30 protein-coding genes, 2 tRNA genes and 4 pseudogenes are annotated in these 26410 nt (G+C 70.8%); 12 read left to right on the forward strand and 24 right to left on the reverse strand.

The annotated features are described in order from the left end of the window. The first annotated feature begins 112 nt into the window (after positions 1-112). The 4 genes from U6N30_RS33570 to U6N30_RS07475 all read left to right on the forward strand — a co-directional run bounded on the left by U6N30_RS33570 (position 113) and on the right by U6N30_RS07475 (position 2839). The gene (locus U6N30_RS33570; protein WP_422678047.1) at positions 113-424 is read left to right on the forward strand and encodes a helix-turn-helix domain-containing protein; all 312 of its coding nucleotides are present in this window, start codon (positions 113-115) and stop codon (positions 422-424) included. Further along, positions 388-861, forward strand: a complete 474-nt coding sequence (locus tag U6N30_RS07465) for an IclR family transcriptional regulator domain-containing protein (RefSeq protein WP_422678098.1) — start codon at positions 388-390, stop codon at positions 859-861. The genes U6N30_RS33570 and U6N30_RS07465 overlap by 37 nt, the downstream gene beginning before the upstream one ends. A gap of 398 nt (positions 862-1259) precedes the next feature. After that, on the forward strand, positions 1260-2114 hold the full coding sequence (locus tag U6N30_RS07470; RefSeq protein WP_324276772.1) for an alpha/beta hydrolase: 855 nt from the start codon (positions 1260-1262) through the stop codon (positions 2112-2114). Positions 2115-2608: 494 nt separating this feature from the next. Further along, positions 2609-2839: a hypothetical protein gene (locus U6N30_RS07475; RefSeq protein WP_324276773.1), complete on the forward strand. Its 231-nt coding sequence runs from the start codon at positions 2609-2611 to the stop codon at positions 2837-2839. Between the two features lie 153 nt (positions 2840-2992). Here the strand turns inward: U6N30_RS07475 and U6N30_RS33575 are convergent, their stop codons facing one another. From U6N30_RS33575 to U6N30_RS07520, 9 genes and pseudogenes are all read right to left on the reverse strand, one after another. Then, positions 2993-3136, reverse strand: coding sequence for a helix-turn-helix domain-containing protein (locus U6N30_RS33575; RefSeq protein WP_422678048.1), 144 nt, complete (start codon positions 3134-3136; stop codon positions 2993-2995). 488 nt (positions 3137-3624) lie between these two features. Then, entirely contained in the window at positions 3625-5151 is a 1527-nt protein-coding gene (locus U6N30_RS07480) for a serine hydrolase (RefSeq protein ID WP_324276774.1), read from the reverse strand. 187 nt (positions 5152-5338) lie between these two features. Next, positions 5339-6004 carry an SDR family NAD(P)-dependent oxidoreductase gene (locus U6N30_RS07485; protein WP_324276775.1) on the reverse strand — a complete coding sequence of 222 codons (666 nt, stop codon included), beginning with the start codon at positions 6002-6004 and terminating at the stop codon, positions 5339-5341. Next, positions 6001-7253, reverse strand: a pseudogene (locus U6N30_RS07490) (MFS transporter). The gene U6N30_RS07485 and the pseudogene U6N30_RS07490 overlap by 4 nt, the downstream one beginning before the upstream one ends. A gap of 133 nt (positions 7254-7386) precedes the next feature. Then, on the reverse strand, positions 7387-7599 hold the full coding sequence (locus U6N30_RS07500; RefSeq protein ID WP_324276778.1) for a hypothetical protein: 213 nt from the start codon (positions 7597-7599) through the stop codon (positions 7387-7389). A gap of 8 nt (positions 7600-7607) precedes the next feature. Continuing rightward, positions 7608-8495, reverse strand: coding sequence for an NAD(P)-dependent alcohol dehydrogenase (locus U6N30_RS07505; protein ID WP_422678049.1), 888 nt, complete (start codon positions 8493-8495; stop codon positions 7608-7610). Positions 8496-8546: 51 nt separating this feature from the next. Next, positions 8547-8885, reverse strand: a complete 339-nt coding sequence (locus U6N30_RS07510; protein ID WP_324276780.1) for a cyclophilin-like fold protein — start codon at positions 8883-8885, stop codon at positions 8547-8549. A gap of 64 nt (positions 8886-8949) precedes the next feature. After that, entirely contained in the window at positions 8950-9129 is a 180-nt protein-coding gene (locus U6N30_RS07515) for a hypothetical protein (RefSeq protein WP_324276781.1), read from the reverse strand. 113 nt (positions 9130-9242) lie between these two features. Continuing rightward, positions 9243-10265, reverse strand: a complete 1023-nt coding sequence (locus tag U6N30_RS07520; protein ID WP_324276782.1) for a zinc-dependent alcohol dehydrogenase family protein — start codon at positions 10263-10265, stop codon at positions 9243-9245. 135 nt (positions 10266-10400) lie between these two features. On the opposite strand from U6N30_RS07520, the gene U6N30_RS07525 reads away from it, so the two are divergent. Next, complete coding sequence (locus U6N30_RS07525) at positions 10401-11300, forward strand: helix-turn-helix transcriptional regulator (protein ID WP_324276783.1); 900 nt, start codon at positions 10401-10403, stop codon at positions 11298-11300. 87 nt (positions 11301-11387) lie between these two features. Here U6N30_RS07525 and U6N30_RS07530 read toward each other — a convergent pair whose 3' ends face one another. The 4 genes from U6N30_RS07530 to U6N30_RS33580 all read right to left on the reverse strand — a co-directional run bounded on the left by U6N30_RS07530 (position 11388) and on the right by U6N30_RS33580 (position 13496). Beyond that, positions 11388-11954, reverse strand: coding sequence for a site-specific integrase (locus U6N30_RS07530; RefSeq protein ID WP_324276784.1), 567 nt, complete (start codon positions 11952-11954; stop codon positions 11388-11390). A gap of 98 nt (positions 11955-12052) precedes the next feature. Further along, positions 12053-12478, reverse strand: a complete 426-nt coding sequence (locus U6N30_RS35340; RefSeq protein ID WP_479690585.1) for a hypothetical protein — start codon at positions 12476-12478, stop codon at positions 12053-12055. Between the two features lie 391 nt (positions 12479-12869). Next, a complete protein-coding gene (locus U6N30_RS07535; RefSeq protein WP_324276785.1) occupies positions 12870-13064 on the reverse strand; it encodes a helix-turn-helix domain-containing protein in 195 nt (64 codons plus the stop codon). 135 nt (positions 13065-13199) lie between these two features. Further along, positions 13200-13496, reverse strand: coding sequence for a helix-turn-helix domain-containing protein (locus tag U6N30_RS33580; protein WP_422678050.1), 297 nt, complete (start codon positions 13494-13496; stop codon positions 13200-13202). Positions 13497-14503: 1007 nt separating this feature from the next. Here U6N30_RS33580 and U6N30_RS07540 point away from each other — a divergent pair. After that, entirely contained in the window at positions 14504-15613 is a 1110-nt protein-coding gene (locus tag U6N30_RS07540; RefSeq protein WP_324276786.1) for a PIN domain-containing protein, read from the forward strand. A gap of 168 nt (positions 15614-15781) precedes the next feature. Here U6N30_RS07540 and U6N30_RS07545 read toward each other — a convergent pair. The 11 genes and pseudogenes from U6N30_RS07545 to paaA form a co-directional block, all read right to left on the reverse strand. After that, a tRNA-Gly gene (locus U6N30_RS07545) sits at positions 15782-15855 on the reverse strand. A gap of 74 nt (positions 15856-15929) precedes the next feature. After that, positions 15930-17366, reverse strand: coding sequence for an alpha/beta hydrolase (locus U6N30_RS07550; protein ID WP_324276787.1), 1437 nt, complete (start codon positions 17364-17366; stop codon positions 15930-15932). Between the two features lie 754 nt (positions 17367-18120). Continuing rightward, positions 18121-18348: pseudogene (locus U6N30_RS07555) on the reverse strand (thioesterase family protein); the annotation flags it as partial. 58 nt (positions 18349-18406) lie between these two features. Further along, positions 18407-18622 carry a 2Fe-2S iron-sulfur cluster-binding protein gene (locus U6N30_RS07560; protein ID WP_324276788.1) on the reverse strand — a complete coding sequence of 72 codons (216 nt, stop codon included), beginning with the start codon at positions 18620-18622 and terminating at the stop codon, positions 18407-18409. Further along, complete coding sequence (locus tag U6N30_RS07565; protein WP_324276789.1) at positions 18532-19491, reverse strand: FAD-binding oxidoreductase; 960 nt, start codon at positions 19489-19491, stop codon at positions 18532-18534. Before U6N30_RS07565 ends, U6N30_RS07560 begins: the two co-directional genes overlap by 91 nt. Continuing rightward, entirely contained in the window at positions 19492-19605 is a 114-nt protein-coding gene (locus U6N30_RS33585; RefSeq protein ID WP_422678051.1) for a PaaD-like zinc ribbon domain-containing protein, read from the reverse strand. Then, a complete protein-coding gene (locus U6N30_RS07570) occupies positions 19575-19955 on the reverse strand; it encodes a metal-sulfur cluster assembly factor (RefSeq protein WP_324276790.1) in 381 nt (126 codons plus the stop codon). The genes U6N30_RS33585 and U6N30_RS07570 overlap by 31 nt, the downstream gene beginning before the upstream one ends. 44 nt (positions 19956-19999) lie before the next feature. Beyond that, positions 20000-20469 (reverse strand): annotated as a pseudogene (locus U6N30_RS33590) (1,2-phenylacetyl-CoA epoxidase subunit PaaC). Then, positions 20402-20905, reverse strand: coding sequence for a Phenylacetic acid catabolic protein (locus tag U6N30_RS07585; RefSeq protein WP_324276792.1), 504 nt, complete (start codon positions 20903-20905; stop codon positions 20402-20404). The pseudogene U6N30_RS33590 and the gene U6N30_RS07585 overlap by 68 nt, the downstream one beginning before the upstream one ends. Before the next feature lie 31 nt (positions 20906-20936). Further along, entirely contained in the window at positions 20937-21293 is a 357-nt protein-coding gene (gene paaB / locus U6N30_RS07590; protein ID WP_422678099.1) for a 1,2-phenylacetyl-CoA epoxidase subunit PaaB, read from the reverse strand. A 2-nt stretch (positions 21294-21295) separates the two neighbouring features. Then, a complete protein-coding gene (gene paaA / locus U6N30_RS07595; RefSeq protein ID WP_324276793.1) occupies positions 21296-22354 on the reverse strand; it encodes a 1,2-phenylacetyl-CoA epoxidase subunit PaaA in 1059 nt (352 codons plus the stop codon). A gap of 168 nt (positions 22355-22522) precedes the next feature. Between paaA and paaK the strand changes: the two genes are divergently transcribed. The 6 genes and pseudogenes from paaK (at position 22523) to U6N30_RS07625 (ending at position 26190) form a co-directional block, all read left to right on the forward strand. Next, positions 22523-23677, forward strand: a complete 1155-nt coding sequence (gene paaK, locus U6N30_RS07600) for a phenylacetate--CoA ligase PaaK (RefSeq protein ID WP_324276794.1) — start codon at positions 22523-22525, stop codon at positions 23675-23677. Positions 23678-24086: 409 nt separating this feature from the next. Beyond that, a complete protein-coding gene (locus tag U6N30_RS07605; RefSeq protein WP_324276795.1) occupies positions 24087-24272 on the forward strand; it encodes a TetR-type transcription factor C-terminal domain-containing protein in 186 nt (61 codons plus the stop codon). A gap of 138 nt (positions 24273-24410) precedes the next feature. Beyond that, a pseudogene (locus tag U6N30_RS07610) lies at positions 24411-25753 on the forward strand (amidase). Between the two features lie 2 nt (positions 25754-25755). Then, positions 25756-25938 carry a hypothetical protein gene (locus tag U6N30_RS07615; protein WP_324276796.1) on the forward strand — a complete coding sequence of 61 codons (183 nt, stop codon included), beginning with the start codon at positions 25756-25758 and terminating at the stop codon, positions 25936-25938. Then, positions 25932-26057: a hypothetical protein gene (locus tag U6N30_RS07620; protein ID WP_324276797.1), complete on the forward strand. Its 126-nt coding sequence runs from the start codon at positions 25932-25934 to the stop codon at positions 26055-26057. The genes U6N30_RS07615 and U6N30_RS07620 overlap by 7 nt, the downstream gene beginning before the upstream one ends. A gap of 59 nt (positions 26058-26116) precedes the next feature. Then, positions 26117-26190 (forward strand) — tRNA-Pro (locus U6N30_RS07625). Positions 26191-26410: the final 220 nt, after the last annotated feature.

Below are 26410 nucleotides of genomic sequence, written 5' to 3' on the forward strand. Positions count from 1 at the left end.
GGGTCGATGTGTAGGAGGCGACCCGGTCGGGGTCAGATGCGGCCCGTCTCGAACGCTCTTCCTGCGACCATCCTGGGCTTCGGGATTCAGTGCTGTCAAAGACAAGCCCGCTATGGTTCAGCATCGTGGAACCCACATCCTCTTCCAGCCGTGTGGTCCAGTCCGTGCAGCGCGCGTTCGAGCTGCTGGAACACATCGCCATGCAGCCCGAGGGGCCCGGCTGAGCGAGCTCGCCGACGCTGCCGGGCTCAACCGCAGCACGGCGCACAACCTCCTGGCCTCGCTCGAAGAGCTCGGATACATCACCCAGGACAGGAAGGGGCCGCCTATCGGCTCACCGGGAAGGTCAATCGGCTACAACGCCTGGACGCCGAGGCCGAGCAGGCCCTGCGGGCACGTATCCGGCCGGTGCTGCAGAGCGTGAGCGCGGCATCGGGCGAGTCGACCTTCCTCGCCCTGGTCACCGGGCACGACTACCTCTGCGTCGACGCGGTGCAGTCGAGCAAGCCGCTGCATCTAGCCGTGAGGCCGGGCGAGCGGAAGTCGCTGCTCGGTGAAGCCCTGGGCCATGTCCTGCTCGCAGCCGATACCGATCTCGCGGCGTCGGTGCGCGGCGACGATCCGGAGTCGTGGGAGCGTCACGCGCGGGAGATCGCCGTCGCCGAGCGCCATGGCTTCGCACTCGACCTGGACAGCCAGAAAGCCGGGATCTCTTGCGTCGCCGTCGCTGTCACCCCACGCGCAGCGATCGCGGTCGCCGGCCCCACGATGCGCCTGCCGAAAGCGCGCCTGGTCACGATCGGCCTGAAGATTCGCCAGGAGCTCGACGCCGTGCGGCCGGCCAACCAGGAGTGGCTGTAGCGGGCTCGGCCACGCCTCCGGGTTCAGGCCCCGACTATTGGATCGCGAGGAGGCCCGTCGGCCTACCCGGTCCCGGTGGGCGCGACCGAGTCGACCGCAAGACCGTCAGAGGGGCAGAGCCCGTCCCCCTCTGACGCGACCTGTTTGAAGCCCTCGCGGAGGCCTGTAATGGATGCAGCGGTCTTCGGCAGCGGACATACGAAATGGACTGTCGCAGCCCCGCACCCCGATAGCGACCACGAGCAAGGAGAAGACCATGACCACCTCTGACGGCTACACCTTCGAACTCAGCGAGGAGTCACGCGCACTCCCGTGCGCTACCGGAACCGGTTCGGCATCGAGATCGCCGGCGACCTCTACGTGCCGACGGGCGCGTCGGGCAAGCTCCCGCACTCGCGGTGAGCGGTCCGTTCGGTGCGGTCAAGGAGCAGTCCTCGGGCCTGTATGCCAACGAGTTCGCCCGCCGCGGCTTCGTCACGATCGCGTTCGACCCCTCCTTCAGCGGCGAGAGCGGCGGAGAGGTGCGCGATGTCGCCTCGCCGGAGAGCTACACCGAGGACTTCAGCGCCACCGTCGACTTCCTGGGCCTACAGGACGACGTCGACCGCGACCGAATCGGCGTGCAGGCGATCTGCGGTCTGAGCGGGATGGCGATCACCGCCGCCACATCCGACAGCCGCATCAAGGCCGTCGCGACGGCGTCGATGTACGACATGTCCCGCAGCGTCTCCCGCAGTCACCAGGACAGTTACACCCCGCAGCAGCGGCGCGAGGTCATCGACTACTACAGCCGACAGCGGTGGGTCGACGCGGAGAACGGCACCTACGCCCGCGGCTTCCACGAGGTCCCCTTCGACGACGACGGCAACATCGTCACGGGCAACCGGATCCTGCCCGAGGCACTCCCCGAGGGCGCCGACCCGGTCACGTCGAGCTTCTTCGACTACTACCGCACCGATCGCGGCTACCACCCGCGCTCAGTTAACTCCAACACCGCGTGGACGGCGACGACCCCGGCGTCGTTCTTCGCATTCCCGCTCCTGGCGCGCCTGGATGAGATCACCGCGCCGGTGCTACTCGCGGCCGGCGCGGACGCTCACTCGCGCTACTACTCCGAAGACGTTCACGGCGAGGCACCCAAGAGCACCGAACTCATCATCGTGCCCGGTGCGGACCACGTCGACCTCTACGACCGGAAGGACCTCATCCCCTTCGACCGGTTCGAGACGTTCTTCCTCGAGAACCTCAAGTAGAAGTTGTTTGTCATGTCTGCCCGGAGCGACCATGCCTGGGCAGACATGACAGGCAGCGCGTAATCGGCTGCTCGAAGTGAGGTGGAGGATGCAGCCGGTTCGCGGTCGCGTGCCCGCAGACTCCTCCCGGTCTCCACGTATCCGGCGGTCGAATAAGGATCAGCTCGGCAGCGCACACTTGCTAGGGCACGACGAGGACTGTCGACGTACACCTGAGCGGCGCGGACTTCGTCTCCGAGCCGGCGACGCGGCGGCAGCATCGGTCGGCCACCCGATTGACCTACGGACGCGAGGCTGGGTCTACATCCATTCCTGGTCGGCCGGTCGCCCTTGGTCCAGTTCCTCCCTCGCGCACTCTCCTGCCGATGGTGACAAGCCGCGCCTTCGGGAAGCGGCTCGTGGGTCCGGCGACTGCGATCCCCGCGCGCGAAGTGACCGCGAGGGCGACGCGAAGGAAACCCCGGCCTTCTGACTGCCGAGGTCGAGAGCAAACCATGGCGCTTCCCGCCGGCGATCTCCTGGGCGTGCTGCTCCCAGCGATTCGGGTCGTCGGCGCGGACAGCTTTCGCGAGGTCGGCGTCAGCGGCGTGCAAAGCATGGCCGAGCGCCTCACCGATCAGCGGCCTACGTTCGCCCGGCTTGACGGCGAGGTGCAGCGGCTTGTCCGACTGGACGGCGTCCACGCAGAGGTGGTCGGTGCCGGTGAACAGGACCGGGAAAGGTGACTCACGCGACGCCTTGCTCAGTTGAGCGAGCACGGGGCGGACGCGGCCGCGCAGCGCGTGCTCGGCTTCGGGGTCGAGGCGCAGTAGCCGGTTGAGCTCGCCGGTCAGCCGGTCAGCCGGTGAGCAGCGCCTCGCCAGGTCTGCGCGACGAAGCTAGTGCCTCGAGCGAGACGAGCAGGTCGTGTGCGGTGTCGCGGGCAGCCCCACGCCGTCCGCGAGGTCGCTCAGCCGCGCGCCGTCAGAGTGTGCCGCGATGCGTTCCAGCAGATCGAAGGCGCGCTCAACGCAGTGGACCACTACGTCCAGCAAGCTTTCACTGCCGATTCTTGGCGAGTAGCGGTCACCCAGGCGATGCTGCCGTTGCTGGGCAAGGCGTAGGGCGCCCGCATTGTCGACGTGTTCAGCGAAGCAGCTTCGCTGGCGCGCACGGGCGCGCGCACTCCTGCCTACGGCGCGGCCAAGGCGGCTTCAACGCGCTGACCCGATCGCTGGCTGCCCATCTTGCTGAGGACGCGATCACCGTCACGCCGCGAGCCCGGGCTGGCGGCCACCGATCTCGGTGGCGAAGGCGGGCGCCTCGTTCCCGAGGGCATGGCCAGCATCGAGCACGTCGGCAATCGGCCTGCCGATGCGCGCCCGGCGGCTTCCACCAGGACGAGCAGATCCTGCCTCGGTAGCGACACTCGCAGGGTCAGGACCGTGCACGCGGTCCTGACCCTGCGGCTGCACGAGTTCCTCAGCCTCGGTCTCGGGAGTGCGCAGCTGGGGCAACGACCGGCCGCCCGTCAATCGTCGGCGTCGGCGTCGGCGTCGGTGCCGGTGCGGGCGGCGTCAGCTGCGGTGTCCAATGCCGCGGCCGCTTGAGGCCAGGTGGTGGACGCCGGAAAGTCGCCCAGCAGGACCACCACGCGCCCGTCCTCGAGAATGCCGGCTGAGTGCAGCTGCCGGCGGCCGTCCGGGCAGCACATCCAGCCCTGCTTGGCTGCAGCCGCACCGGAGCCGTCGGCCAGCAGTCCGAACCGCTGGTCGAAGCCATCCGCAGCGGTCGCGGTGGCAGACCGCATCCAGCGGAACAGCGTTGCCGCATCTGCGGGGTCCAGGATGTCCTCCACCGCGGCCAGGAAGGCGGCAATGTCGGTCGCGGTGGTGAGGGTCTGACCCCATCGGCCGGGCGACACCGGAGGGCTGGTCCCGACCAGTCGGGCGCTTGCGGCGATGTCCCTCACCAGCTGGGCGCCGTCATACCGAGCCCACAGCGTGTTCATCGCGTCGTCGTCGGACTGGGCGACGGCGAGCTCCATGAGATTCAAATCGTCGCCGCTGAGCGACAGGGACCCCGCGGCGTTCAGGCCGAGCAGCCGGGCGACGACGAGAATCTTGACCAGCGACGCCGTGTAAGCCGAGGTGTCGGCATCGGGGCCGGTGAGCAGCGGCTGCCCGTCCGCGTCCAGGACGACCACTCTGATCGAACCGCCGGCGGCCGTTGCGGCCGCTTCGACCTCGCCCAGGACCTGGTCCTGATCGATCGACGGCGTTGCGCTCGCCGGCGCGGCGGAGGGTGACACCGCGCCGGTAGTCGGCGATGACGAAGCGGCGGGGTGTCCGTCGTCTGCGTCGGCGTCGGTGACGCAGCAGCCCAGGACGAGCACAGCCGCCATGCTGGCGACTCCCGTCGAACCGGCGAGTGTGAGCGGCCACCCGCGGCGGAGGGGTCCTCGACGGGCAGCGGCACGGTCTCCTGTGGCAACAGCAGGGCGCTCCCGCCGGCGGAGGAGCAGCCAGGTGGCCGCGATGACGAGCGGTAGGCCGGCCAAGGCGACCGTGTCGCGCAGGACGGGCACAGCGGCGCCGGCCGCGGCGCCCATCCCGACCAGACCCCAGGACCACAGCAGCGCCGCTGGCACCGTCCCCCGCAGCATGGTTGGCAGCGGGACCCCGGTTCGGGCGGCGATGCGTGGTGCGAGGGTCCGCGATCCGGTGATCAGCTGTGCCAGTGCCGCCATGCGTGCAGGCCGCCCTGCGACGGCGGCGGTCCACGGCGATGCCGAACGCTCCACCAGGTGCCGCACACGCTCGGGCAGCAGCCGCCCGAACCTGCCGCCGGTCGGCAGGAGAGGGGCGGAGCGGACACGAGAGCCGCAGCGATGACCGAGCGCGGCGCCCGCCACCGTCGCGGCGGTCGCGGTCAGCGCGACCACGGGCACCGAGACCAGCCCGGCGCCCGCCAGGACGCCGAGGCCGATCACCAGCGACGACCCCGGCAGCACCAGACCGACCAGCAGGCCCGACTCGGCCACCAGGACGAGTGCCACCAGCGGCACTGCACACGCAGGAAGTGCCCCGACCCAGCCCGTCACGGGCCGCACGCCGAGATGTCCACGGTGTCGTCGATGTTGCCGCCTCCCGCCCGACAGTCCGGAGTGGCCGAGGTCTGGTCCGTCATGCGTCCCTCCTGAGGTGCACTGACCGGCGTTCCGGCCGCGGCGGTCGTGCGTGTGTTCAGGCGTCGGGGTCGTCGGCGAACTGACGGAATGCGCCTCGCCCGGTGTGCATCGACCACAGCGTGTCGGCGAGCGCGGCAGGGTCGGTGCGGGCGTGCCCTGACTGGATGGCGCCACGAATGATCAGCTGCCCGACATGGATGCCGTCGGGCGTCAGGACCTCGTGCAGCATCTGCGCGTAGGCGGACTCGCCGGCGAAGGCGATCGAGGTGCCGGCGACCTTCGGGTTCGGACGGGCGGCGCTTCCGCCGTTGACGAACAACACGGTTCCGCGGCCCAGAGCCCGCATGCCCGGCAACACCTGCTGCACCGCGGTGACCGGGCCGTGGACGGAGAACTCGAGCGCGCCGGTCAGGTCGTCGGAAGTGGTCTCCAGCACCGGGCGCAGGAACTCTTTCTGCGGAATCGGGCTGTACTGCAGCACCTCCACCGGCCCGAGTGTCTGGGCGGCGCGCTCGAGTGCGGCCGACAGCGAGGCACCGTCGCGGACGTCCGTGGCGTAGCCGTGCGCGGTGAGGCCTTCGGCGGTCAGCTCGGAGGCGAGCGCGTCGACGTTCTCCTGGCTGCGGGAGAGCAGGGCGACGTGGAAGCCTTCCCGGCCGAAGCGGCGGGCTGCAGCGGCGCCGAGGCCGCGGCCGGCACCCACGATTGCGATGGTCGTCATTTGTCTTTCCTTTCGTGAGGGTCCTGGGGCCAGCGATGCCGCAGCTGCATGGGTTTCGAGCTAGGCCTGCGGCAGCGGGCATCGGCCGCCCGTCGGGCCGGCGGGCTGCTGGGTGCGTCGGTGATGGCGGCCGCGCGGATCGCGCCGCGGCGGCGCTGCGCGAGCGCGATGGCGGTCGTGGGTATCAGGGTCAGTGCGACGACGGCGGTGCCGACCACAGCAGGACCGGTGGCTCCCAGACCGGTACTCAAGGTGAGGCCGGCGATCCAGGAACCGGCCGCGGTGCCGAGGTTGTACGCCGAGACCGCCATCGCCACTCCCAGCGTGGGTGCCACGCCGGCGAAGCGGACGGCCAGAGCCGACAGCACCGGATTGGCGCTGAGCCCGACGAGACCCAGCAAGGCGACCAGCACGAGCGTGGGCACTGCGTGCGCGGACAGCAGGCAGATCGCCAGCAGCACGACCGTGGTCACCGCGGGCACGGCGATCGTCGTCGCATGCGGGCGGACGTCGCCGACGCGGCCCCCGTAGACCGTTCCGACCAGGGTGCCGACGCCGAAGCCGACGAGCACCAGCGGGACCAGGCCGGCGGCGATACCGGCGCGGTCGGTCAGCAGTGGCGAGATGTAGGTGTACACCGACAGCACGCCACCGGTGGTGGTCGCGCAGGCCGCCAGCACCAGCCACAGCCGGCCGGAACGCAGCGCCGCCAGCTCCGACCGCACGGAGACACCCTGCCCGTCGGGGCCGTCGCGCGGAACGTGGCGGGCGATGACGCCCACAGCGGCCACCGCCAGGGCAGCGAGCGCCCAGAACGGTCCGCGCCAGCCCGTCAGCTGTCCGGCGAACGCGCCCAACGGCACCCCGATGACGTTGGCGAGCATGCCCCGGCGCCCACCAGACCCAGGGCACGGGCGCTTGCGCCAGGACCGGCGGCACGGGTGGCGGCCACCGACGCCACCGACCAGAACGCCCCGGTCGCGAAGGCCGTCACGAACCGGGCCGCCAGCAGCAGCACGAAGTTCGAACTGAGGGCGACCACGACGTGGCCGGCCGCGAACACGACGAGTGCGAGCATCAGCGTTGTCCGCGGCGGCGTTTTGCGGGTCAGCAGCGCCATCGTCGGCGCGCCGACGACCATGCCGACGGCGAACACCGTGATCAGCAGCCCGGCCTGGGCCACGCTCACCTGCAGGTCGCCGGCGATCTCCGGCAGCAGACCGGCCACCACGAATTCGGTGGTGAGCATGAGGAACGTGCCGACCGCCAGCACGTACACGACGAACGGGAGCCGCACCGGCCGCGGGGTCGGAACTCCGCCGGCGGCGGCCGGGCCAGCGGGGAGGCCGCCGTCCCGGCCGAGCGGGTCAGCTGGTCGGAGGTCACCGCAGGGTGGCGGTGTCGATGACGAACCGGTAGCGCACGTCGGAGGCCAGCACCCGCTCGTAGGCCTCGTTGATCCGGTCGGCGGCGATGACCTCGACCTCGGCGCCGATGCCGTGCTCGGCGCAGAAGTCGAGCATCTCCTGGGTCTCGGCGATCCCGCCGATCATCGAGCCGGCGTAGGTGCGGCGCCCGCTGATCAGCGACATCACGTTCAGGCTCAGCGGCTCGGCGGGGCGCCGACGTTGACCAGGGCACCGTCCACCGCCAGCAGCGACAGGTAGGCGTCGACGTCGATGGCCGCGCTGACGGTGTTGACGATCAGGTCGAACCGCCCGGCAAGTGCGGTGAACGTGTCCGGGTCGCTGGTCGCGTGGTAGGCGTGGGCGCCCAGCCGCAGCCCGTCCTCCTGCTTCTTCAGCGACTGGGACAGCACCGTCACCTCGGCGCCCATCGCGGCGGCGAGCTTGACGGCCATGTGGCCCAGCCCGCCCAGGCCGACGACGGCGACGCGCCTGCCCGGGCCCGCGCCCCAGCGGCGCAGCGGGGAGTAGGTGGTGATGCCGGCGCACAGCAGCGGCGCGGCCGCGGACGGGTCGATGCCGTCCGGCACGCGCAGGACGAAGCCGGCGTCGACCACGACATGGGTGGAGTAGCCGCCCTGGGTGGTGCTGCTGTCCCGGTCGGTGCCGGCGTACGTGGCCACCATGCCGTCCAGGCAGTACTGCTCGTCGCCGTTGCGGCAGTTGGTGCACTTGCCGCAGGAGTTCACCATGCAGCCGACGCCGACGCGGTCACCGACCCGATGACCGGTGACCTCGGGTCCGGTCTCGGTGACGATGCCGACGATCTCGTGACCGGGCACGACGGGAAAGGGCTGGGGCCCCCAGTCGCCGTTCACGGTGTGGATGTCGGAGTGGCAGATACCGGCGTACTCGACCTCGATCAGGACGTCGTTCGGGCCGACGTCCCGGCGCTCGATGGTGGTGGGGGCCAGGGCCGGCCGGCGGCGGGGGCGGCGTAGGCGTTGACGCGCACGTCTTGAACTCCTTGATTTCGTGGACGGGGTGCTCGGCCGCGGTGGGGATGGGGGCGCCGAACAGCTCACTGTGGTTGCGGTGACCGCGGGGAGGGCGTCGTCAGTCGAGGACGGCGATGGTCATGTCGAACTCGTCGCCGGCGGCGGCGATGGCGTCCACACCGGTGTCGACGGGGCCCAGCTGGACCAGGCCCGGACTGGGCACCCGTAGACCGTCTCCCTCGTAGACGACGAAGATGTCGTGGCTGGGGGCCAGTACGCGATCTGCCCGATCCGATAGGTGAGGACCGGCTCGACGTCGCCGGTCAGTGCCCGGGGCAGCGGGCCGAGCTTCTCCCGGCCGAAGAGGTCGCTCATCGGGACGGTGACCGGGAGGAGGGACATCAGGTCTCGCGTGACCGGGTTGTCCTCGAGAGTGCCGGTGACCTCCTGGTCACCGGTGCTCAACGTGATGCGCACGGCGTCCTCCTGAGGTGCTGTGGTGTCGGACGGATCTGCGGCGGTCGGATCGACTGCGTCACCGCTACCGGTAGTCGTGCCACCGGCGGGAAGGGTTTCCGCCGGCGACGCAGCCGGACGTGAGGAGCAGGCCCAGGAGCGTGACCGTGGCGATGAGTCCCCACGTCGTGCCCGTCGGCGAGGAGCATTCCCGCGGTCGCCCGTCCCAGGCCGCCTGCGGGACGGTGGTGAAGACGCCTGCCATGAATCTCTTCCGCGCGTGCCCGTCGGTGACCGAAATGTCGGAGTTGGTGAGTGGGTGGCTGCCTTGGCGTCGTCCGCCCGGCGAAGCGGTGGGCCGGGCGGACGACGGTTGCCTCAGAGGGTGAGCAGGACCTTGGTGGCGCGGCGCTCGTCCATGGCCTTGTATCCCTCGGCTGCCTGCTCCAGCGGCAGGGTGAGGTCGAAGACCTTGCCCGGGTCGATCTCCCGGTCCCAGATGCGCCGGATGAGGTCGGGGAGGAACCGGCGCACCGGGGCGGGTCCGCCCAGGGTGTGGATGCCGGCGAAGAACAGCTCGATGCCGGGGATGGTCACGTCGTAGTTGACGCCGACGTAGCCCAGGTGCCCGCCGCCGCGGGTGGCGCCGACGGCCTGCATGAACGACTCCTGGGTGCCGACGGCCTCGACGACCGAGTGCGCGCCCAGCCCGCCGGTCAGCTCCTTGATCCTCGCCACGCCTTCGTCGCCGCGCTCTTCTACGATGTCGGTCGCGCCGTAGAAGCGGGCCAGCTCCTGCCGCTGCGGGTGGCGGGACATCGCGATGATCCGCTCCGCGCCGAGCTGCTTGGCGGCGAGGATCGCCATGAGCCCGACGGCGCCGTCACCGACGACGGCGACGGTCTTGCCCGGGCCCGCCTCGGCGGCCACGGCGGCGTACCAGCCGGTGCCGAGCACGTCGGAGGCGGCCAGCAGGGAGGGGACCAGCTCCGGGTCGGGCTGCCCCGGTGTGGCGACGAGGGTTCCGTCGGCGTGCGGGATGCGGGCCTTCTCGGACTGGGTGCCGATGGTTTGTGCGACGAACTCGGCGTGCACGCACTTGGACTGGAAGCCGGCCTGGCAGATCTCGCAGGTGTTGTCGGAGATGACGAAGGAGCCGACGACGAAGTCGCCGACCTTTACGTTCTTCACCTGGTCGCCGATCTCTTCGACGATGCCCACGTACTCGTGGCCCATCACCTGGTGGTCGGCCGGCTCGATGCCGCGGTAGGGCCACAGGTCCGACCCGCAGATGCAGGTAGCGGTCAGTCGGATGATCGCGTCGGTGGGGTCGATGATTTTCGGGTCCGGGCGGTCCTCGACGCGGACGTCGCCGGCGGTGTGCAGAACTACCTGTCGCAAGAGGTGCTCCTTCTCGAATGGTCTGGTCGGACGTCGACGTCCAGAGAACGCCTCGCGGCGCGGGCGTGGGAGGTCGGGTTTATGGGGGAGAAGCTCGACCTCCCTTCACCGGCGGGGCGACGTAGCGTCGACGGCGTGGACAACCGCTCCGACATCCGTGACTTTCTCGCCAGCCGGCGCGCCCGCATCACCCCGGAGCAGGCGGGGCTGCTGCCCGGCGGCGGCCGGCGTCGGGTCCCTGGGCTGCGCCGGGAAGAGGTCGCCGTCCTGGCCGGGGTGAGCACCGAGTGGTACACCCGGCTGGAGAAGGGCCACATCGCCGGGGTCTCCGAAGACGTCCTCGAGGCCGTCGCCCGGGCGCTTCAGCTGGACGACGCCGAGCGGACCTACCTGTTCGATCTGGCCCGCGCCGCCGCCAAGCCGAACCGCACACCGCAGCGCCGCAGCAAGGCCCAGATCCAGCCGCAGGTGCAGTGGATGCTGGACTCGATGACCGGGTCCGCCGCGTTCGTGGCCAACGGACGCCTGGACATCCTCGCGACCAACACCCTGGGGTGGGCGCTGCACTCACCCATGTTCGACGACCCTCGCCGCCCGGCGAATTTCGCCCGGTTCCAGTTCCTCGACCCGCAGGCGCAGGACTACTACTCCGACTGGGAGAAGGCGGCCAACACCACCGTCGCCCTACTCCGTGCCGAGGCCGGCCGCCGCCCGCACGACGCGCAGCTGCGCGAACTCGTCGGCGAGCTCTCGACGGTCAGCGAGGAGTTCCGGACCCGCTGGGCCGCCCACAACGTGCGCATCCACCACAACGGCGCCAAGCAGTTCCACCACCCCGCCGTTGGCACCCTCGAGCTGACCTACCACACGCTCGACCTGCCCATCCCGGATTCCGGGAAGCTGGCCCTGACCATCTACACCGCTGAACCCGGCTCACCGTCCGAAGACGCCCTCAAGCTGCTGGCCAGCTGGGCGGCAACCACCGCCGACGCAACCACCGCCGACGCAACCACCCCAGCCACGGACCGGCCTTAATCGTTCTTCAACGCGACCCACGAGACCGGCCACTGGACGACGTGTTTGCCCCGGGAGTCGTGTCGTTCAAGTCCGCCAGCGCCGCGCTCATGGCGGCGGCGAGAGCGGCATCTCGCTCCTGCTCGGAGCGCTGATAGCGAAGCGCCGCGGCGGGGAGGCGTGCCCGAGTCGGTGCATCAACTCCCTGGTGGTGGCGCCGTGCCGGGCGGCGACGGTGGCGCCCCAGCCGCGCAGGTCGTGCAGGTGAGAGCCGGGCGGGAGTCCGGCCGCCTCGGCTGCCGGAGCCCACACCCGTGAGGCGAAGTTGTTGCGTCGGATGGGCCCGCCCTTCGGTCCCACGAAGATCAGACCCTGCGCGCCGGGCTGAGCGTACGCCGCGAGGTGGTGCTCCAATTCGCCGATGATGTGCGGCGGGATGGCCACGGCTCGGCGGCCGGCGGCCGACTTCGGCGGGCCGTAGGAACGTCCCTGCCCGATCACGTCGATGACCGCGCTCTTCACGCTCACGGTGCCGGCCTTTAGATCGAGGTGCTCCCGACGGAGCGCCGACAGTTCACCGATGCGCAGGCCCGTCCAGGCAGCCAGGAGGATCAGCGCTCGCCAGCGATCCTCGACGGCATCAGCCAGCGCCTGGACCTGAGCGAGCGTGAACATCGGTCGCTCGCTCGAACGTTCCTGCCCCGCCCCACGGATGGCGCATGGGTTCCGCGCGATGAGGTTGTCGTCCACGGCCGTGGTGCAGATGGCACGAATCAGTCGGTAGCACTTGGCCGCCGTGACCTGGCCTGGCCCTCTCGGGCCGCTGAGCTCGCCGTACCAGGCCCGGACGGCGGACGTCTCCAGTTGGCGAAGTTGCGTCGCTCCCAAGGCCGGAACGATGTGGTTCTTGAGCTGTGCCCGGTAGAGCTCTGCGGTGCGAGGGCCAGCGGCCGGCCCCGGACGAGGCGAGTCTCGACCCACCGCTCGGCGTAAACCTTGAGCGTCTCCTTGCCCGCCTTCGGGTTGGCCCAGCGGCCCGAGTCCATCTCGGTCTGCGCTCTTGCGAGCCACCGATCGGCCTCAGCTTTGGTGGCGAATGTGGACGGCGCCGAGACTTGGTTGCCCGAGCCATCCGGATGGCGGGCTTGGTAGCGGCCAGAGGAAAGCTTGCGAACAGTGCCCCAGCCTCTTCGACCCATGACGACCTTTCCGTGTCTTGCAGTCGATGGGAGCGTCGCGTGACCGCAAGCAGGTGTCGGCGCCTCGGCGTCACTCAGCTGTTGCGATCCACTGCTTCAAGCGAAGGTCTTGACTTACTCAGCTCGACGTGTCGTGTCGACTGAGCAAGGAAGCTGAGAGCGTCAGTCTTCGACCGGGCCGAGGGGCCACATTCGCAGCCATGTGAATGCCGAGCCTTGACTCGGCCTCCGCATGGGTTCGGTCGTTTCGCCGCAGACCTTGTGTCATGTCGTCGCTGTGACGAAAAACAAAGGGGCGGCGCACACGTCGTATAGCGGGGTGGAGAACGCCGCGGTTTCCCGCTTCCCCTAGTCGCGCAACAGCGGTCGCTGCCGGCGTGCAGGGGTCGCGCTACTCCTCGCTCGTGACACGTCCGGCCTCGATGAATGCGTCGAGCGTTGAGCGCTGAAGCCTGACGTACTTGCCGAGCTTGACGTAGGTGATACGCCGTTGAGCGATCAGCCGGCGGATGAAGCGTTCGCCGGTTCCGAGGTAGTCCCCGGCCTGCGCGACGGTCAGCAGCTGGTCGTGCTGCTCATGCGACACCAAGCCATGCGAGCTCGTCCTAGGCATGGAAGGCGCCCTGCCGACCCCGCAGGAGTTCTTCCACCGATGGTGCGGTCGGAGTCACGCACCGTCGCCGGTGAGGAGAGTGTCGGGGCTGCGGATGGGCTGAACGTTTCATGGCCGAGAGTCCTTGGAGACCCGATTCGGTCTTGCTGCAGTCGAGGGACCTGGCACGGTGGCCTCAAAGCGACGACGCAATCGCGCCCCACACTCATCTCGTAGATGCCGACATCGTCGAGCAGGAAGTCCTCCACGGCACCTCCGGCTGATACGGACCGCCCGCAGCTCACCGACCTTCATCAGCGCGTAGATCGTGGTGCGCCCGACGCGGAGCACCGTGGCAGCCTCCTCGGGGGTGGGGAAGAGGGCGTCGCTGAACACCGGATCCCGAAGTCGCTGCGCGTCGCCCATCTCGCCCTCCTCGTCGCGTGGCCTCGTGCGCCGGCGTCCGGCGCCGCGTCTCCACCCGGAGAAGGCGCCATTTCCAGCCGGTTGGTGACAGTGCCCGGCGAAGTTCCTGTTCTCTGCCGCTTCTCTGGCAGCCCGGGCCCCGGTTCGCCGAGGTGACGTCCGTCGAGTTGACGCCCTCCCCACCTGCTCTGGCGGTCTCCGGGTTTTCCGTCCTTATAGCGACGGCTCCGGGCAGTGTCATGCGGTTGCAGGAATCGAATCGAGTCGGCTCGGCGGTGGTAGCGCATGCATCGACGTGGCGTGCTGGACGAGGTGCGCACGGGTGGCCGCCGAAGGGATCTTGCTGCCGCCTCAGCAGCTGGTGCCCGCTAACGCCTGAGTGAGCGTCCAATTCACGTTCTTTCGAGGTCGCCGCGCAACGTCACCCCGTCAGCGGACTTCCGCACCGTGGACCCGACCGGCTGCGTACACGCGTCCTCGCCTGAGCGCTCTCCGCGGCCATCTCGACTGCCGAACCGGAGAAGACCACGACCTGACACACCTCATGCATCCAGGTCTGCGCAATCCGTTGTGACGAGTAGGCGACGCCGCGGGTGACAGGGTTTGGTCAGCTGCCTAACGGCAAGTCGCTCGGGGTGTCACCGGCGCGCGACCACTCGAACCGGATCGGTGCGCCTCTCAGCGAGGCGTGGCGCGCCGGCAGAGGGCACTGCCGTCCGGCAGGGCCAGGAGGCACGTCGCTAGCGAGAGCCAGGGGCGCGCCGGTTGGGGTGACGTCGGGCCGGTCGGGTCGTCACCACCCCGTCACCCCCGCTCTACGGCGACTGTCCGGACGTCACCGTCAGCGCGGTGCCCTCCAGGAGCTAGAGGGAGGTCCGCCCCCGGGCGCTCAGGTGGGTCAGGTGCGCCTTGCGCTCATGACGGAGGCGTCCTCCTCGGCCGCGAAGGCAGAGCTGCGGCGGCGTGCGGCCGCTCGCTGAGCCTTCTGCTCCTCGGTCACCTGGGCCATGTCGCCTCCGGGTACGCCATACGGTGGCGTCGTGCTCCATCTGTTCGTTGACACCTCCACCTGGCTGGACCTGTGCAAGCGCCGCGACGGGCAGCGCTGGATCGTCGCGCTCCGGGTACTCGCTCACCAGGGGCAGGTCGGGCTACTCGTCCCTCGACTCGTCATCGACGAGTTCGAGCGGAACCGAGATCGGGTTGAAACGTCGATGACGGCGACCATCGCCCAGCGGTTCAAGCTCATCAAGCAAGATCTCGATGACTTTGGCGGTTCGGACCAGGAGCAGGCTCTCAAGGTCATCACGGACCTTGCGCGTCATGTCCCGCTCATTGGAGCGATGACGACCCGCAACTTCGATGAGGTGCTGGACCAGCTCCGAGCCGGCCGTGTCCTCGAGCCGGGGGACGAAGAGAAGCGCGGGGTGGTCGAGCGCGGCCTGTCGAAGCAGGCGCCGTTCCACCGGTCCCGCAACAGTGTCGCCGACGCCTTGCTCATCGAGCTCTACGAAACGACTGTCCGCGGGGTCGACCTGGACCAGGAGCCGCACGCGTTCATCACTAGCAACAGCGACGACTTCTCCTTGCCCGACGGAGACGCGCGGCAGTCGCATCCTGACCTCGCCAGTCTGTTCGCAGCGGAGGGGTCGACCTACGGGCTAGGAGTCGACGGCCTCAATCAGGTCCTCCTGGACTACTTCGGCGACGAGATCGAGGAGCTGTTCGCGGAGACCTACTTCGAAGAGGAGCCCCGACGGCTGGACGAGATCGTGGAGGCAGAACGGGAGCTGTTCGACCGCATCTGGTACCACCGCTCCCTCCAGCACGAGTACCGGCTCGAGGACGCTGGGGACGACGCCGAGCTGGAGCGCCTACTCGCGATTGCAGGGCCAGGGCGCCGGCGTGTTGAGGGCTGTACACAGAGCCTGGTCAGCTGGGCCCGTACACGGATTTCGAGCTCGGGATGCTCAACGGCAAGCCTTCGGCCCTGCGCTGGGCACTCGGCAGCGAATGGGACTTCCTCGACACATGACGACGATCCCCGTAGCCGTGGCGCCCAGCCGACGGCCCCCGATGTAAGAGCCGGTTTCACCTGGCAGTGCAGTGAGCCATAGGACTACGCGTTCGTAGCTTGGGCCGCTCGAGGTCGTGCCTTATCCGTGCCTTAAGCACCGGCCAAAGCCGGTGGTCAACGGTCAGCAGAGGTCAGCACCGTTAAGGCACAAGAGCGGCGCCGAGGCCGCGCTGAGCTGCGCAAACGGGCATACAAGCTGGTCAGTGCGTGGAGCGGGTGACCGGGATCGAACCGGCATGGCCAGCTTGGAAGGCTGGGGCTCTACCATTGAGCTACACCCGCGAGACCTGCGAGAGGTCCGTGGAGAGCCTAGCGCGGGCGTCCCTCGCCGACAGCGAGGGGACCGAGCACCCGGCTCAGGACTGCGGAGCCAGCGCCTCGACGGCGGGCAGGAAGACCTGCTCGCGGTGGATGTCGTCGCGGGCGGGGCTCGTCGTCAGCTGGACCAGCAGCAGGCCGTCCGGACCGTCGGCGAGCGCCAGCTGGACGCTCTGCCCGAGGTCATCGAGCCGGTAGACCTGCCAGGTGAGCGACTCGGTCGCCAGCTCGCCGACCGGCTGGGGCGGCTCGGCGAGGCCCAGCTGCATGCCGACCTGCTGGAGCAGCTGCTCGGCGGTGGCGCCGGGCACGACCTGCTGGATCAGCGTCACCAGGGCCGACTCCTGCCACACGCCGGGGATCACCTCGGTCCAGCCCTCCGGCCGCAGCCCGGTGAGGCCGAGCTCCTCGCTCTCGAACGACGTCATCTCGACCTGGACGTCGTCCGCGGTGAAGGCCGGCGGCTCGATGTCGTCGACGCAGTCCGTCGTCGGCTCGCTGTCGGGATCGTCCAGGAACTCCTCGGCGATCCGCACGGCGCAGTCGTGGCTGGGCAGCGCGCCGTGCCCGGTGAACGGGAACCGGACGAAGAAGCTGTCGGGCAGCTGCTCGGCGATCTCCTCACCCCAGCGCGGCGGCGTGATCGGGTCCAGGTCGCCGGCCAGCACCAGCGCGGGGATGTCGCTCGTCACGGCGTCGTTCGCCCCGTCGCCGGGCTCGCCGGCGTCCCACGAGGCACACACGTCGAAGACGCCGGGGCCCAAGGTCGGCGCGCCCTCGAAGAAGCCCTCGACCAACGGGTGCTCGGCGGCGGCCGCCGCCACGTCCTCCTGGGAGCCGAACGCGACCTCGTCCTGGCACTGCACGGCCAGCTGCTGGCCCACGCTGACCAGATCCAGCTGCGCGGAAAGGGCACCGAGCAGGAGGCCGACCGTGCCGAACTCGCCGTCGTCCGCCGCGGCGATGATCTCCGGGAGGTGGGCCACCAGCTCGGTGGAGTAGAGGGTCTGGAACAGGAAGCCGACGAGCGAGTCCCCGTCGAGTTCGTCCTCCACGCGCTGGCCGTTCGTCGGATCGACCACGGTGATCGGCGCCGGCGTGGTGTTCAGCTCGTCGACGAGGGTCTGGAACCGCTGCTCGAGGTCGGGGTACCGGGCGGCGCACGCGGGGTCGTCGGCGCACGTGGCGAACAGTTCCTCCATGGCCCGGACGGCGTTGCCCGGCGTCTCCGCGTAGAGGTCGGCGTCGACGGGGTAGGCGGCGTCCAGGACGACCGACCGGATGCCGTCGGGGTGGTCGCGCATGGCGGCCTGCGCCAGCCGGGTGCCGTAGGAGATCCCGTACAGGTTCCACTGGTCGTAGCCGAGAGCGACCCGCAGGTCCTCGAGGTCTGCGGCCGAGGCGGCGCTGTTGTAGTCGGCGAAGTCGACGCCCTCCTCGACCAGCCGCTGCCGGCACTCGTCCAGCGACTGCACCGCCTGGTTCTCCAGCTCCTCCGGGGAGGTCCGAGCCCAGTGACTCCCGGACCCACGAGCTGTACTCGTCACACGCCAGCGACGGCTCGGTCAGCCCGGTGCCCCGCTGGTCGAGGAGCACGAGGTCCCGGTTCGCGGTGAGCGGCTCGTAGAGCTGGCCGAACGCCTGCGGCACGAGTTCCAGCGTGCTCTGACCCGGTCCTCCCGACAGGTAGACGACGGGGTCCTCCACCGGGCTGTCGGCGTCGCTCCGCACGATGCCGAAGGCCAGCTGGATCTCCTCGCCGTCGGGATCGTCGCGATCGGCCGGGACGGGCAGCGTGCCGCACTCGATCTCCACACCCGCCGGCACGTCGAACTCGCACGCGCCCATCTCCACGCTGGCGGCCGTGGTCTCCGGGGCGGCGTCGTCCTCCTCCGCGCCGGTGCAGGCACCCAGGGCCAGCAGTGGAACGAGGAGGAACGCTGCTCGACGACCGGACATGGCCCCGCTTCCTGTCCGCGGAGAACCGTGCCCGGGCCTGTTGTGGGTCCGGCCGCGCTCCGACCTCATCCGGCACTCGCCGGTCCGGCCCATTCTCGCGGACGGCGGGGAGCCACCTGCGCACGGCCCTTCGGCGTGCCGGTCATCGGTCCCGGGGCAGCCGCGCGCGCTGCCCGATGCGGGCCTCGAGGACGTCGGCGGGCAGCACCACCTGCTCCGTCGTCCCCGGCCCAGTTCCCGTCCGAACGCGTCGACGGCCGTGCAGGCGCAGACGAGCCGGTTGCGGCGCATCTCGGTGCACCGGGCGGTGACCGTCAGCGCGTCGCCGACCCAGGCCGGGGCCAGGTGCTCGACGGTGACCGAGCTGCCGACGCCGGCGTCGCCCGGCTCGAGGTGGGGCACCAGCAGCTTGCGTCCGGCTTCCTCGAAGTGCTTGGCCATCGTGTACGTCGCGTAGACCGGATGGACCTTGCCCATCTCGTCGAAGTCGACGGTCATCTGCGGGGTGACGACGACGTCCAGCGTCGCCGTCTCGCCGACCGTGAAGGGCCGCACGTCAGGCGTCGTAGTCGACGGTGACGGACTCGGACACCGGCAGGCTCTGGCAGGTGAGCACGTAGCCCGCCTCGACCTCGGCCGGCTCCAGGGCGTAGTTCCGCCGCATCACCACCTCGCCCTCGGTCACCCGCGCCCGGCACGTCCCGCACACGCCGCCCTTGCAGGCGAAGGGCAGGTCGCCGCGCACCTTCTGCGCCGAGTCGAGCACGGGCACGTCGCGGGGAGCGCCAGCGTCGTCGTCCGGCCGTCGAGGACGACGGTCACCTGGGCGCTCGGCCCCTCGACGGTCTCCTCGTCGCCCCGGACCGGCTCCGGCGGGACGTTCTCGACGTAGAACAGCTCCTGGTGCACCTTCGCGGTCGGCACGCCGAGTTCGCCGAGGAGCTCGCGGGCGTCCTGCACCATCCCGTGCGGCCCGCACAGCCACCAGTGGTCCACGTGCTCGGCGTCGACCAGGTTGTCGACGAGCGTCCGCAGCCGGTCTCCGTCGAGCCGGCCGCTGGTCAGTTCGGCGTCACGCGGCTCCCGGGAGAGCACGTGCACCAGCTGGAGGCGGGATCCGTAGCGGTCCTTGAGGTCGGCCAGCTCGTCGGCGAACATCACCGTGTTCGTTCGCCGATTGCCGTAGAAGACGGTGACCGTGGACTCGCCGTCCCGGAGCACCGTGCCGGCCAGCGACAGCGCCGGGGTGATGCCGGAACCGGCCACGACGAAGACGTGGTCGCCGGGCGCCGAGAGGTCGGCGGTGAACGTTCCCGACGGCGGCAGCACCTCGATGCGGTCGCCCGGCTGCACCTCGTGGACCAGGTAGGACGAGAAGAAGCCGCCGGGCACCTCGCGGACGCCGACCCGAGGTGCTGCACCCATCGGCGCGCAGATCGAGTAGGAGCGCCGCTCGTCGCGGTCGCCGTCGACCCGGCGCAGGGTCAGCGCCTGCCCCGGCCGGAAGGCGTAGTCCTCCGCCAGCTCCGGCGGGACGTCGAACGTCACCGCGACCGCGTCGTCGGTCAGCCGCTCGACGTGCGCGACCCGGAGCGGGTGGAACCGCGGCCGGCGTCTTGGGCTCAGTGGCGCGGCGGTCACTCAGATCTCCTTCACGTGCTCGAAGGGCTCACGGCAGCTGCGGCAGCGGCGCAGCGCCTTGCACGCGGTCGCGCTGAACTCGCTCAGCTCCTCGGTGTCGGTCGAGCCGCACAACGGGCAGTCCGCCGTCCGTCGGCTGGGGCCCAGCTGCAGCGGGACCGGACCCTCCGTCGGCACCGGCGCTCTCCCCGGCGGCGCGATACCGGCGACGGCGAGCTTGCGGCGGCCCTCGTCGCTGATCCAGTCGGTGCTCCAGGCAGGGAGAGGACGGTGCGGACGTCGACGTCGGGGAATCCGGCGCGGTGCAGCGCGTGCACCAGGTCGGCCCGCATGACCCCCATCGCCGGGCAGCCGGTGTAGGTCGGGGTGATCTCGACGACCACGGTGCCGTCGTCGTCGACCCGGACGTCGCGCAGCACCCCCAGATCGGCCAGGCTGACCATCGGCAGCTCGGGGTCGGTCACCGTCGCGGCGACCTCCCTCGGGTCCGGTTCTCGGCGCACGCCGGTCACCACGTCGCCGCCGGGTGCTTCCGGGCCAGCCCCTGCAGGCCGGCGAGCAGCTCGGTCAGCACCTCGCCGTGCTCGCCGTGCCGGGCCAGAGGTGGGGCGTCGGCGGGCCATGCGGGCACCCGCAGCGTGGCCTGGTCCAGCACCTGGGTGAGGACCGACCTGACCTCGTCGCGGACGCCGGCCGGGTCGACGGCGACCCCGGCGTCGACGAGCCGGGACTCCACGTCGGTGGGGAGAAGACCTCGGCCAGGAGCGGCCAGACGGCGTCGGCGCCCGCCTGGGCGCGGCGCGAGGACTCCGGCGTGCCGTCGCCGAGGCGCAGGACCCAGCGCGCGGCGTGGTCGCGGTGGTAGGCGAGCTCGTTGACGCCCTTCGCCGCGATGGCGGCCAGCACCGGGTCACGGGACCCGCGCAGGCGGGTGACGACCGCCAGCCGCACGGTCGAGGCGGCGAGCAGGCGGATCATCGTCTGCGCGAAGTCCCCGTTGGGCGCCTCCACGAGGGGTGTGCCGGAACTCGTCGGGATCGCGGAAGTAGGCGAGCGCATCCTCGTCGGGGATCGACGCCGTCGCCCTCTCCCGGCTGCGCCCCATGACGCCGACCGACCCGGCCCGCGCGAGCAGCAGGCGCGCCTGGCCCAGGAGGTCGAGGGCGATGTTGCCGATCGCCACCTCCTCCTCGAGCTCCGGAGCAGCGGTGATCCACTCGGTCAGCCGCTGGGCGAGCACCAGGGCGTCGTCGCCGAGCATCAGGCAGTACGCGCCCAGGTCGGCCGGGTCGATGCCCTCGGGGACCGTGGTGTCGACGCCGGCCAGCGGCTCGTCGAACCCCGTGCCGAACGCCCAGTGCCCCTCGCCGCCCCCGGCGTCGTTCAACGCCTCGTAGACGGTCTCCTCGTGCATTGCCCTCCTTTCAGCCCTGGGAAGGGGTCCTTCACATGTGGGGGACGTTCTCGGGGATCTCGTAGAACGTCGGGTGGCGGTAGACCTTGTCGCCGCTCGGGGCGAACATCGGGTCCTTCTCGTCGGGGCTCGACGCGGTGATGTCGACGGCCTTGACCACCCAGATGCTCACGCCCTCGTTGCGCCGGGTGTAGAGATCGCGCGCCGCGTGCACCGCCATCTCGTCGTCCGGGGCGTGCAGCGAGCCGACGTGCACGTGGTTGAGGCCGCGCTTGCCGCGGACGAAGACCTCGTACAGCGGCCAGTCCTTGCGGACCGGCCCCGCCGCCGGCGCCACGGGCACCTCGGGCCCGGTCGGGACGGCGCCGTGGCCACCCTCGCTCGTCATGCTCACGAGTGCTTCCTCGCGTACTCGGTGGCCGCCTCGGTCACCCACGCGTTGTCGTCCCGCGCGGCCCGGCGTCGGGCCGTGCGCTCGACGCTGCACGGGCCGCCGCCGCTGATGACCCGCGTGAGCTCGTCCCAGTCGATGGCACCGAACCGGTAGCGGCCGGTCGCCGCATCGAGCGAGAGCTCGGGATCGGGCAGCGTCACGCCGAGGAACTCCGCCTGCGGCACGGTCATGTCGACGAAGCGCTGGCGCAGTTCGTCGTTGCTGTGCCGCTTGATGCCCCACGCCATCGACTGAGCGGAGTTCGGGCTGTCGGTGTCGGGCGGGCCGAACATCATCAGCGACGGCCACCACCACCGGTCGACGGCGTCCTGCACCATGGCCCGCTGCTCGTCGGTGCCGCGCATCATCGTCATCAGCAGCTCGTAGCCCTGCCGCTGGTGGAACGACTCCTCCTTGCAGACCCGGATCATCGCCCGGGCGTAGGGGCCGAAGGAACTGCGGCACAGTGGCACCTGATTGCAGATCGCCGCGCCGTCGACCAGCCAGCCGATCACCCCGACGTCGGCGTAGGTGAGCGTCGGGTAGGTGAAGATCGAGCTGTACTTCTGCCGGCCCTCGATGAGCTTGTCGGTCAGGTCGGCACGGTCGGCGCCGAGCGTCTCCGCTGCCGAGTAGAGGTAGAGGCCGTGGCCGGCCTCGTCCTGCACCTTGGCCAGCAGGATCGCCTTGCGGCGCAGGCTCGGTGCCGCGAGGAGCCAGTCACCCTCGGGCTGCATCCCGATGATCTCCGAGTGCGCATGCTGGGCGATCTGCCGGATCAGCGTCTTCCGGTACCCCTCGGGCATCCAGTCACGCGGCTCGATCCGGTGCCCTGCGGCGATCGTGGCGTCGAACTGCTCCTGCAGTGCGGTCTCGTCGACGGCGGGGCGGTCCAGGGAGGCGCGGACATCGGGCTCCTCGGAGGTATTTACTGACCGGACGGTCGGTAATAGTGTGCCGCAGAGTGACGCAGCGCACAAGGACGGCGGGAGAGCTCCGATGACGACGCCGACCAACGGGGCGGCCCGGTCCGTCGGGCAGGCGCCCCCGCCGGCACTGCTGGACGACGCCGAGAAGCTGGGCGTCGACGAGCTGCGTGCCCTGCAGCTGGAGCGGCTGCGGTGGACCGTGCGGCACGCCTACGACAACGTCCCGCACTACCGCCGGGCGTTCGAGGAAGCGGGGTGCACCCGGACGACTGCCGCGAGCTCGCCGACCTGGCGAGGTTCCCGACCACCAGCAAGGCCGATCTGCGCGACAACTACCCGTTCGGCATGTTCGCCGTCCCGCGGGATCAGGTTCGCCGCGTGCACGCCTCGTCCGGCACGACCGGGCGGCCCACGGTCGTGGGGTACACCGAGCGCGACCTCGACATCTGGGCGACGGTGATGGCCCGGTCGATCCGCGCGGCGGGCGGTCGTCCCGGCGACACGGTGCACAACGCCTACGGCTACGGCCTGTTCACCGGCGGGCTGGGCGCGCACTACGGCGCGGAGAAGCTCGGCTGCACCGTCGTCCCTGTCTCCGGCGGCATGACCGCCCGACAGGTACAGCTCATCACGGACTTCCGGCCCCGGGTGATCATGGTGACGCCGTCCTACATGCTCACGGTGATCGACGAGTTCGAGAGTCAGGGCATCGACCCCCGCTCGTCGTCCCTGGAGATCGGCGTCTTCGGCGCCGAGCCCTGGACCGAGCAGCTGCGCCAGGAGCTGGAGCAGCGCCTCGACATCCAGGCCGTCGACATCTACGGGCTGTCGGAGGTCATCGGCCCCGGCGTCGCCCAGGAGTGCGGAGAGACCAAGGACGGCCTGCACATCTGGGAGGACCACTTCTACCCGGAGGTCATCGACCCGATCACCGGGGAGGTCCTGCCGGAGGGCGAGCCGGGCGAGCTGGTCTTCACCTCTCTCACCAAGGAGGCCATGCCGGTCGTGCGCTACCGCACCCGCGACCTCACCCGACTGCTGCCGGGAACCGCACGTCCGGGCATGCGTCGCATGGAGAAGATCACCGGCCGCACCGACGACATGATCATCCTGCGGGGCGTGAACCTGTTCCCGACCCAGATCGAGGAGATCGTGCTGCGGACGCCTGATCTCTCCCCGCACTTCGCGCTCGAGCTGACCACCCGCGGTCGTGCCGACCACCTCGTCGTGCGCATCGAGGCGCGTCCCGACTGCCCGCTCGAGCGACGGCCGGCCGCCGCCACCGAGGTGGTGACCACGATCAAGGACACCGTCGGCACCAGCGTCGAGGTGCTCGTCGTCGACCCGGAGACGCTGCCCCGCTCGGTGGGCAAGCTGCAACGGCTGGTCGACAACCGGAACCGCGCGTGACGGCCACCCCGGTCCGTCGTGGCCGGCCCGGTCATTCGCTGGACTCGCTGCTCGACGTCGCCGTCGCCGCCTTCAACGAGCGCGGGTACGACGCGACGAGCATGGACGAGCTCGCCGTGCGGCTCCGCGTCACGAAGTCGGCGATCTACCACCACGTGCCCGGCAAGATCGAGCTGCTGCGACTGGCCCTCGACCGCGCGCTGGATGGCCTGTTCGCCGTCACCGAAGAAGCCGGGGCGACCACCGGCCGGGCCATCGACCGCCTCGAGCACGTCGTCCGCCGGTCGGTCCACGTGCTCGCCGCGGAGCTCCCGTTCGTCACCCTGCTCCTCCGGGTGCGGGGAACTCCGACGTGGAACGGGCCGCGCTGCAGCGGCGCAGGGAGTTCGACGCGATCGTCACCCGCCTGGTGCACGCCGCCGTGGACGAGGGGGACGTGCGCCCCGACGTCGATCCCGCCGTCACCAGCCGGCTGCTGTTCGGCACGGTCAACTCGCTCACCGAGTGGTACCGGCCCGGCGGCGGGCTGACGCCCGACGACCTCGCCGACGCGTTGGTGGAGACGTCCTTCCGCGGGCTGCGTACCGGGTCGTGATCGTCGGGGGCGGCAGCTAGCGTGCCCGACGTGACCGACACCACGTGGCTGGACGCCACCGAGCAGGCGCACCTGGTCCGGACCGGGCAGGTGAGCCCGGCCGAGCTCGTCGAGGCCGCCATCGAGCGGGTGGAGCGGGTGAACCCGCAGCTCGACGCCGTCGTCCGGGACCGGTTCGCCGAGGCGCGCGCCGAGGTGGCCGAAGGCCTGCCGGACGGCCCGTTCCGCGGCGTCCCGATGCTGCTCAAGGACATGGGCTGCCATCTCGCCGGCGAGTCCACCCACTACGGAACCTCGTTCCTCCGGGACGCCGGCTGGCGCTGGCCGACCGAGAGCTACCTCGCGCGGCACCTCCGCGGGGCCGGCTTCGTGCCCCTGGGCCGCACGAACGTGCCCGAGTTCGGCACCACCGTCACCACCGAGCCCACCGCCAACGGCCCGGCGCGCAACCCCTACGACCCCGGCCGGTCGACGGGTGGGTCCAGCGGGGCTCGGCGGCGGCGGTCGCCGCGGGCCTCGTTCCGGTCGCGCACGCCAGCGACGGCGGCGGGTCCATCCGCGTCCCGGCGAGCGAGTGCGGGCTCGTCGGGCTCAAGCCGACCCGGGCCCGGGTCAGCCAGGGCCCCGACGCGGGCGAGAGCTGGGCGGGCGCCACGATCGACGGGGTGGTCACCCGCTCGGTCCGTGACACCGCCGCCGTGCTCGACGTCATCGGCCGGCCGATGCCGGGAGATCCGTACATCGCCCCGCCCTTCGCGCGGCCGCTCGCGCAAGAGGTCGGCGTCCCGGTGGGCCGGCTGCGCGTCGGGGTGCTCGACGCCGACCCCGGGGAGCGCTACCTCGACCACCCGGAGTGCCGGGCCGCGGTGGAGCGGGCCGGGCGGCTGCTCGAGGAGCTCGGCTGCGCGGTGGAGCCCGGCGCCCCCGACGGGATGTTCGACCCGCTGTTCGGGCGGTTCTTCAACGCCACCATCGCCGGCGACACGGCGCTGACGATCGGGGCCTTCGAGCGGGTGCTCGGCAGGCCGGTGCGCGACGACGAGCTGGAGCCGCGCAACGTCGCGTACCGGGCGGCCGGGAAGAGGATGACCGCCGAGGACTACCTCGGCGCCCGGCACATGCTCGGCCGCTGGACCCGCCGGATGGCGGCGTGGTGGGCGGCGCCCGAGGACGGTGGCCTGGGCTTCGACCTGCTGGTCACGCCCACCGTGGGAGCGCCCCCGCCCGAGCTGGGGTGGTTCACCGCGGAGGGCCCCGAGCAGGAGGGGCGCCGGATCAACAGCTTCATCCCCTACACCGCGCAGTTCAACGTCACCGGGCAGCCGGCGATCAGCCTGCCGCTGCACTGGACGGAGGAGGGGCTCCCGGTCGGCGTCCAGCTGGTCGCTGCGTACGGCCGGGAGGACGTGCTGGTCCGGGTGGCCGCCGCGCTCGAGGAGGCGGCGCCGTGGGCCGACCGTCGTCCGGCGGTCTCGGCTTAGCGGTGTACGCCCTCGTGCTCCTCTTCCAGCGGCCGGGCTTCGACGGGGAGCCGCCCGAGCACGAGCCGTTCGTCGACATCCTCGTCGAGCGTGGGCTGGTGCTCCTGGGCGGTCCGGTCGAGCCCGGCGGAGGAGCCGCCTACGTGCTGCGGTGCGGCTCCTGGCCGACGCCCGCGCGGTGGTGACCGAGGACCCGCTGGTGAGCTCCGGGGCGATGACCGCGACCGTGCTGGAGTGGGAACTCGTGGGGGTGGACGTGCGGCTGATCGACCCCGCGCTGGTGGTCGGCGACGGCCCGTCCTGAGCTCTCCGGCCCCTCGCCGGTCGGTGACCGTCCCGGACCCGCCTAGACTCGGGCGGCCGCGGGGTGTGGCGCAGCTTGGTAGCGCACCTGCTTTGGGAGCAGGGGGCCGCAGGTTCAAATCCTGTCACCCCGACCGAGGTCGCTGCAGGCGGCGCATGCCGCCCCGCGCCCGTGCTCCCGACGTCCGTAGACTCGGGGGTCGACCCGGCGTCGACGCCTCCGCCGACGTCCCATCCACTGCCGTACCGAGGAGCACTGCCGCTGTGAAGAGCACCATCGAGGAACTGGGCCCCACGCGGGTCCGGATGGCGATCGAGGTGCCCTGGGGGACCTGGACCACGCTTTCGGTGAGG

Source organism: Blastococcus brunescens, assembly GCF_035320885.1.
Classification (GTDB): domain Bacteria; phylum Actinomycetota; class Actinomycetes; order Mycobacteriales; family Geodermatophilaceae; genus Blastococcus_B; species Blastococcus_B brunescens.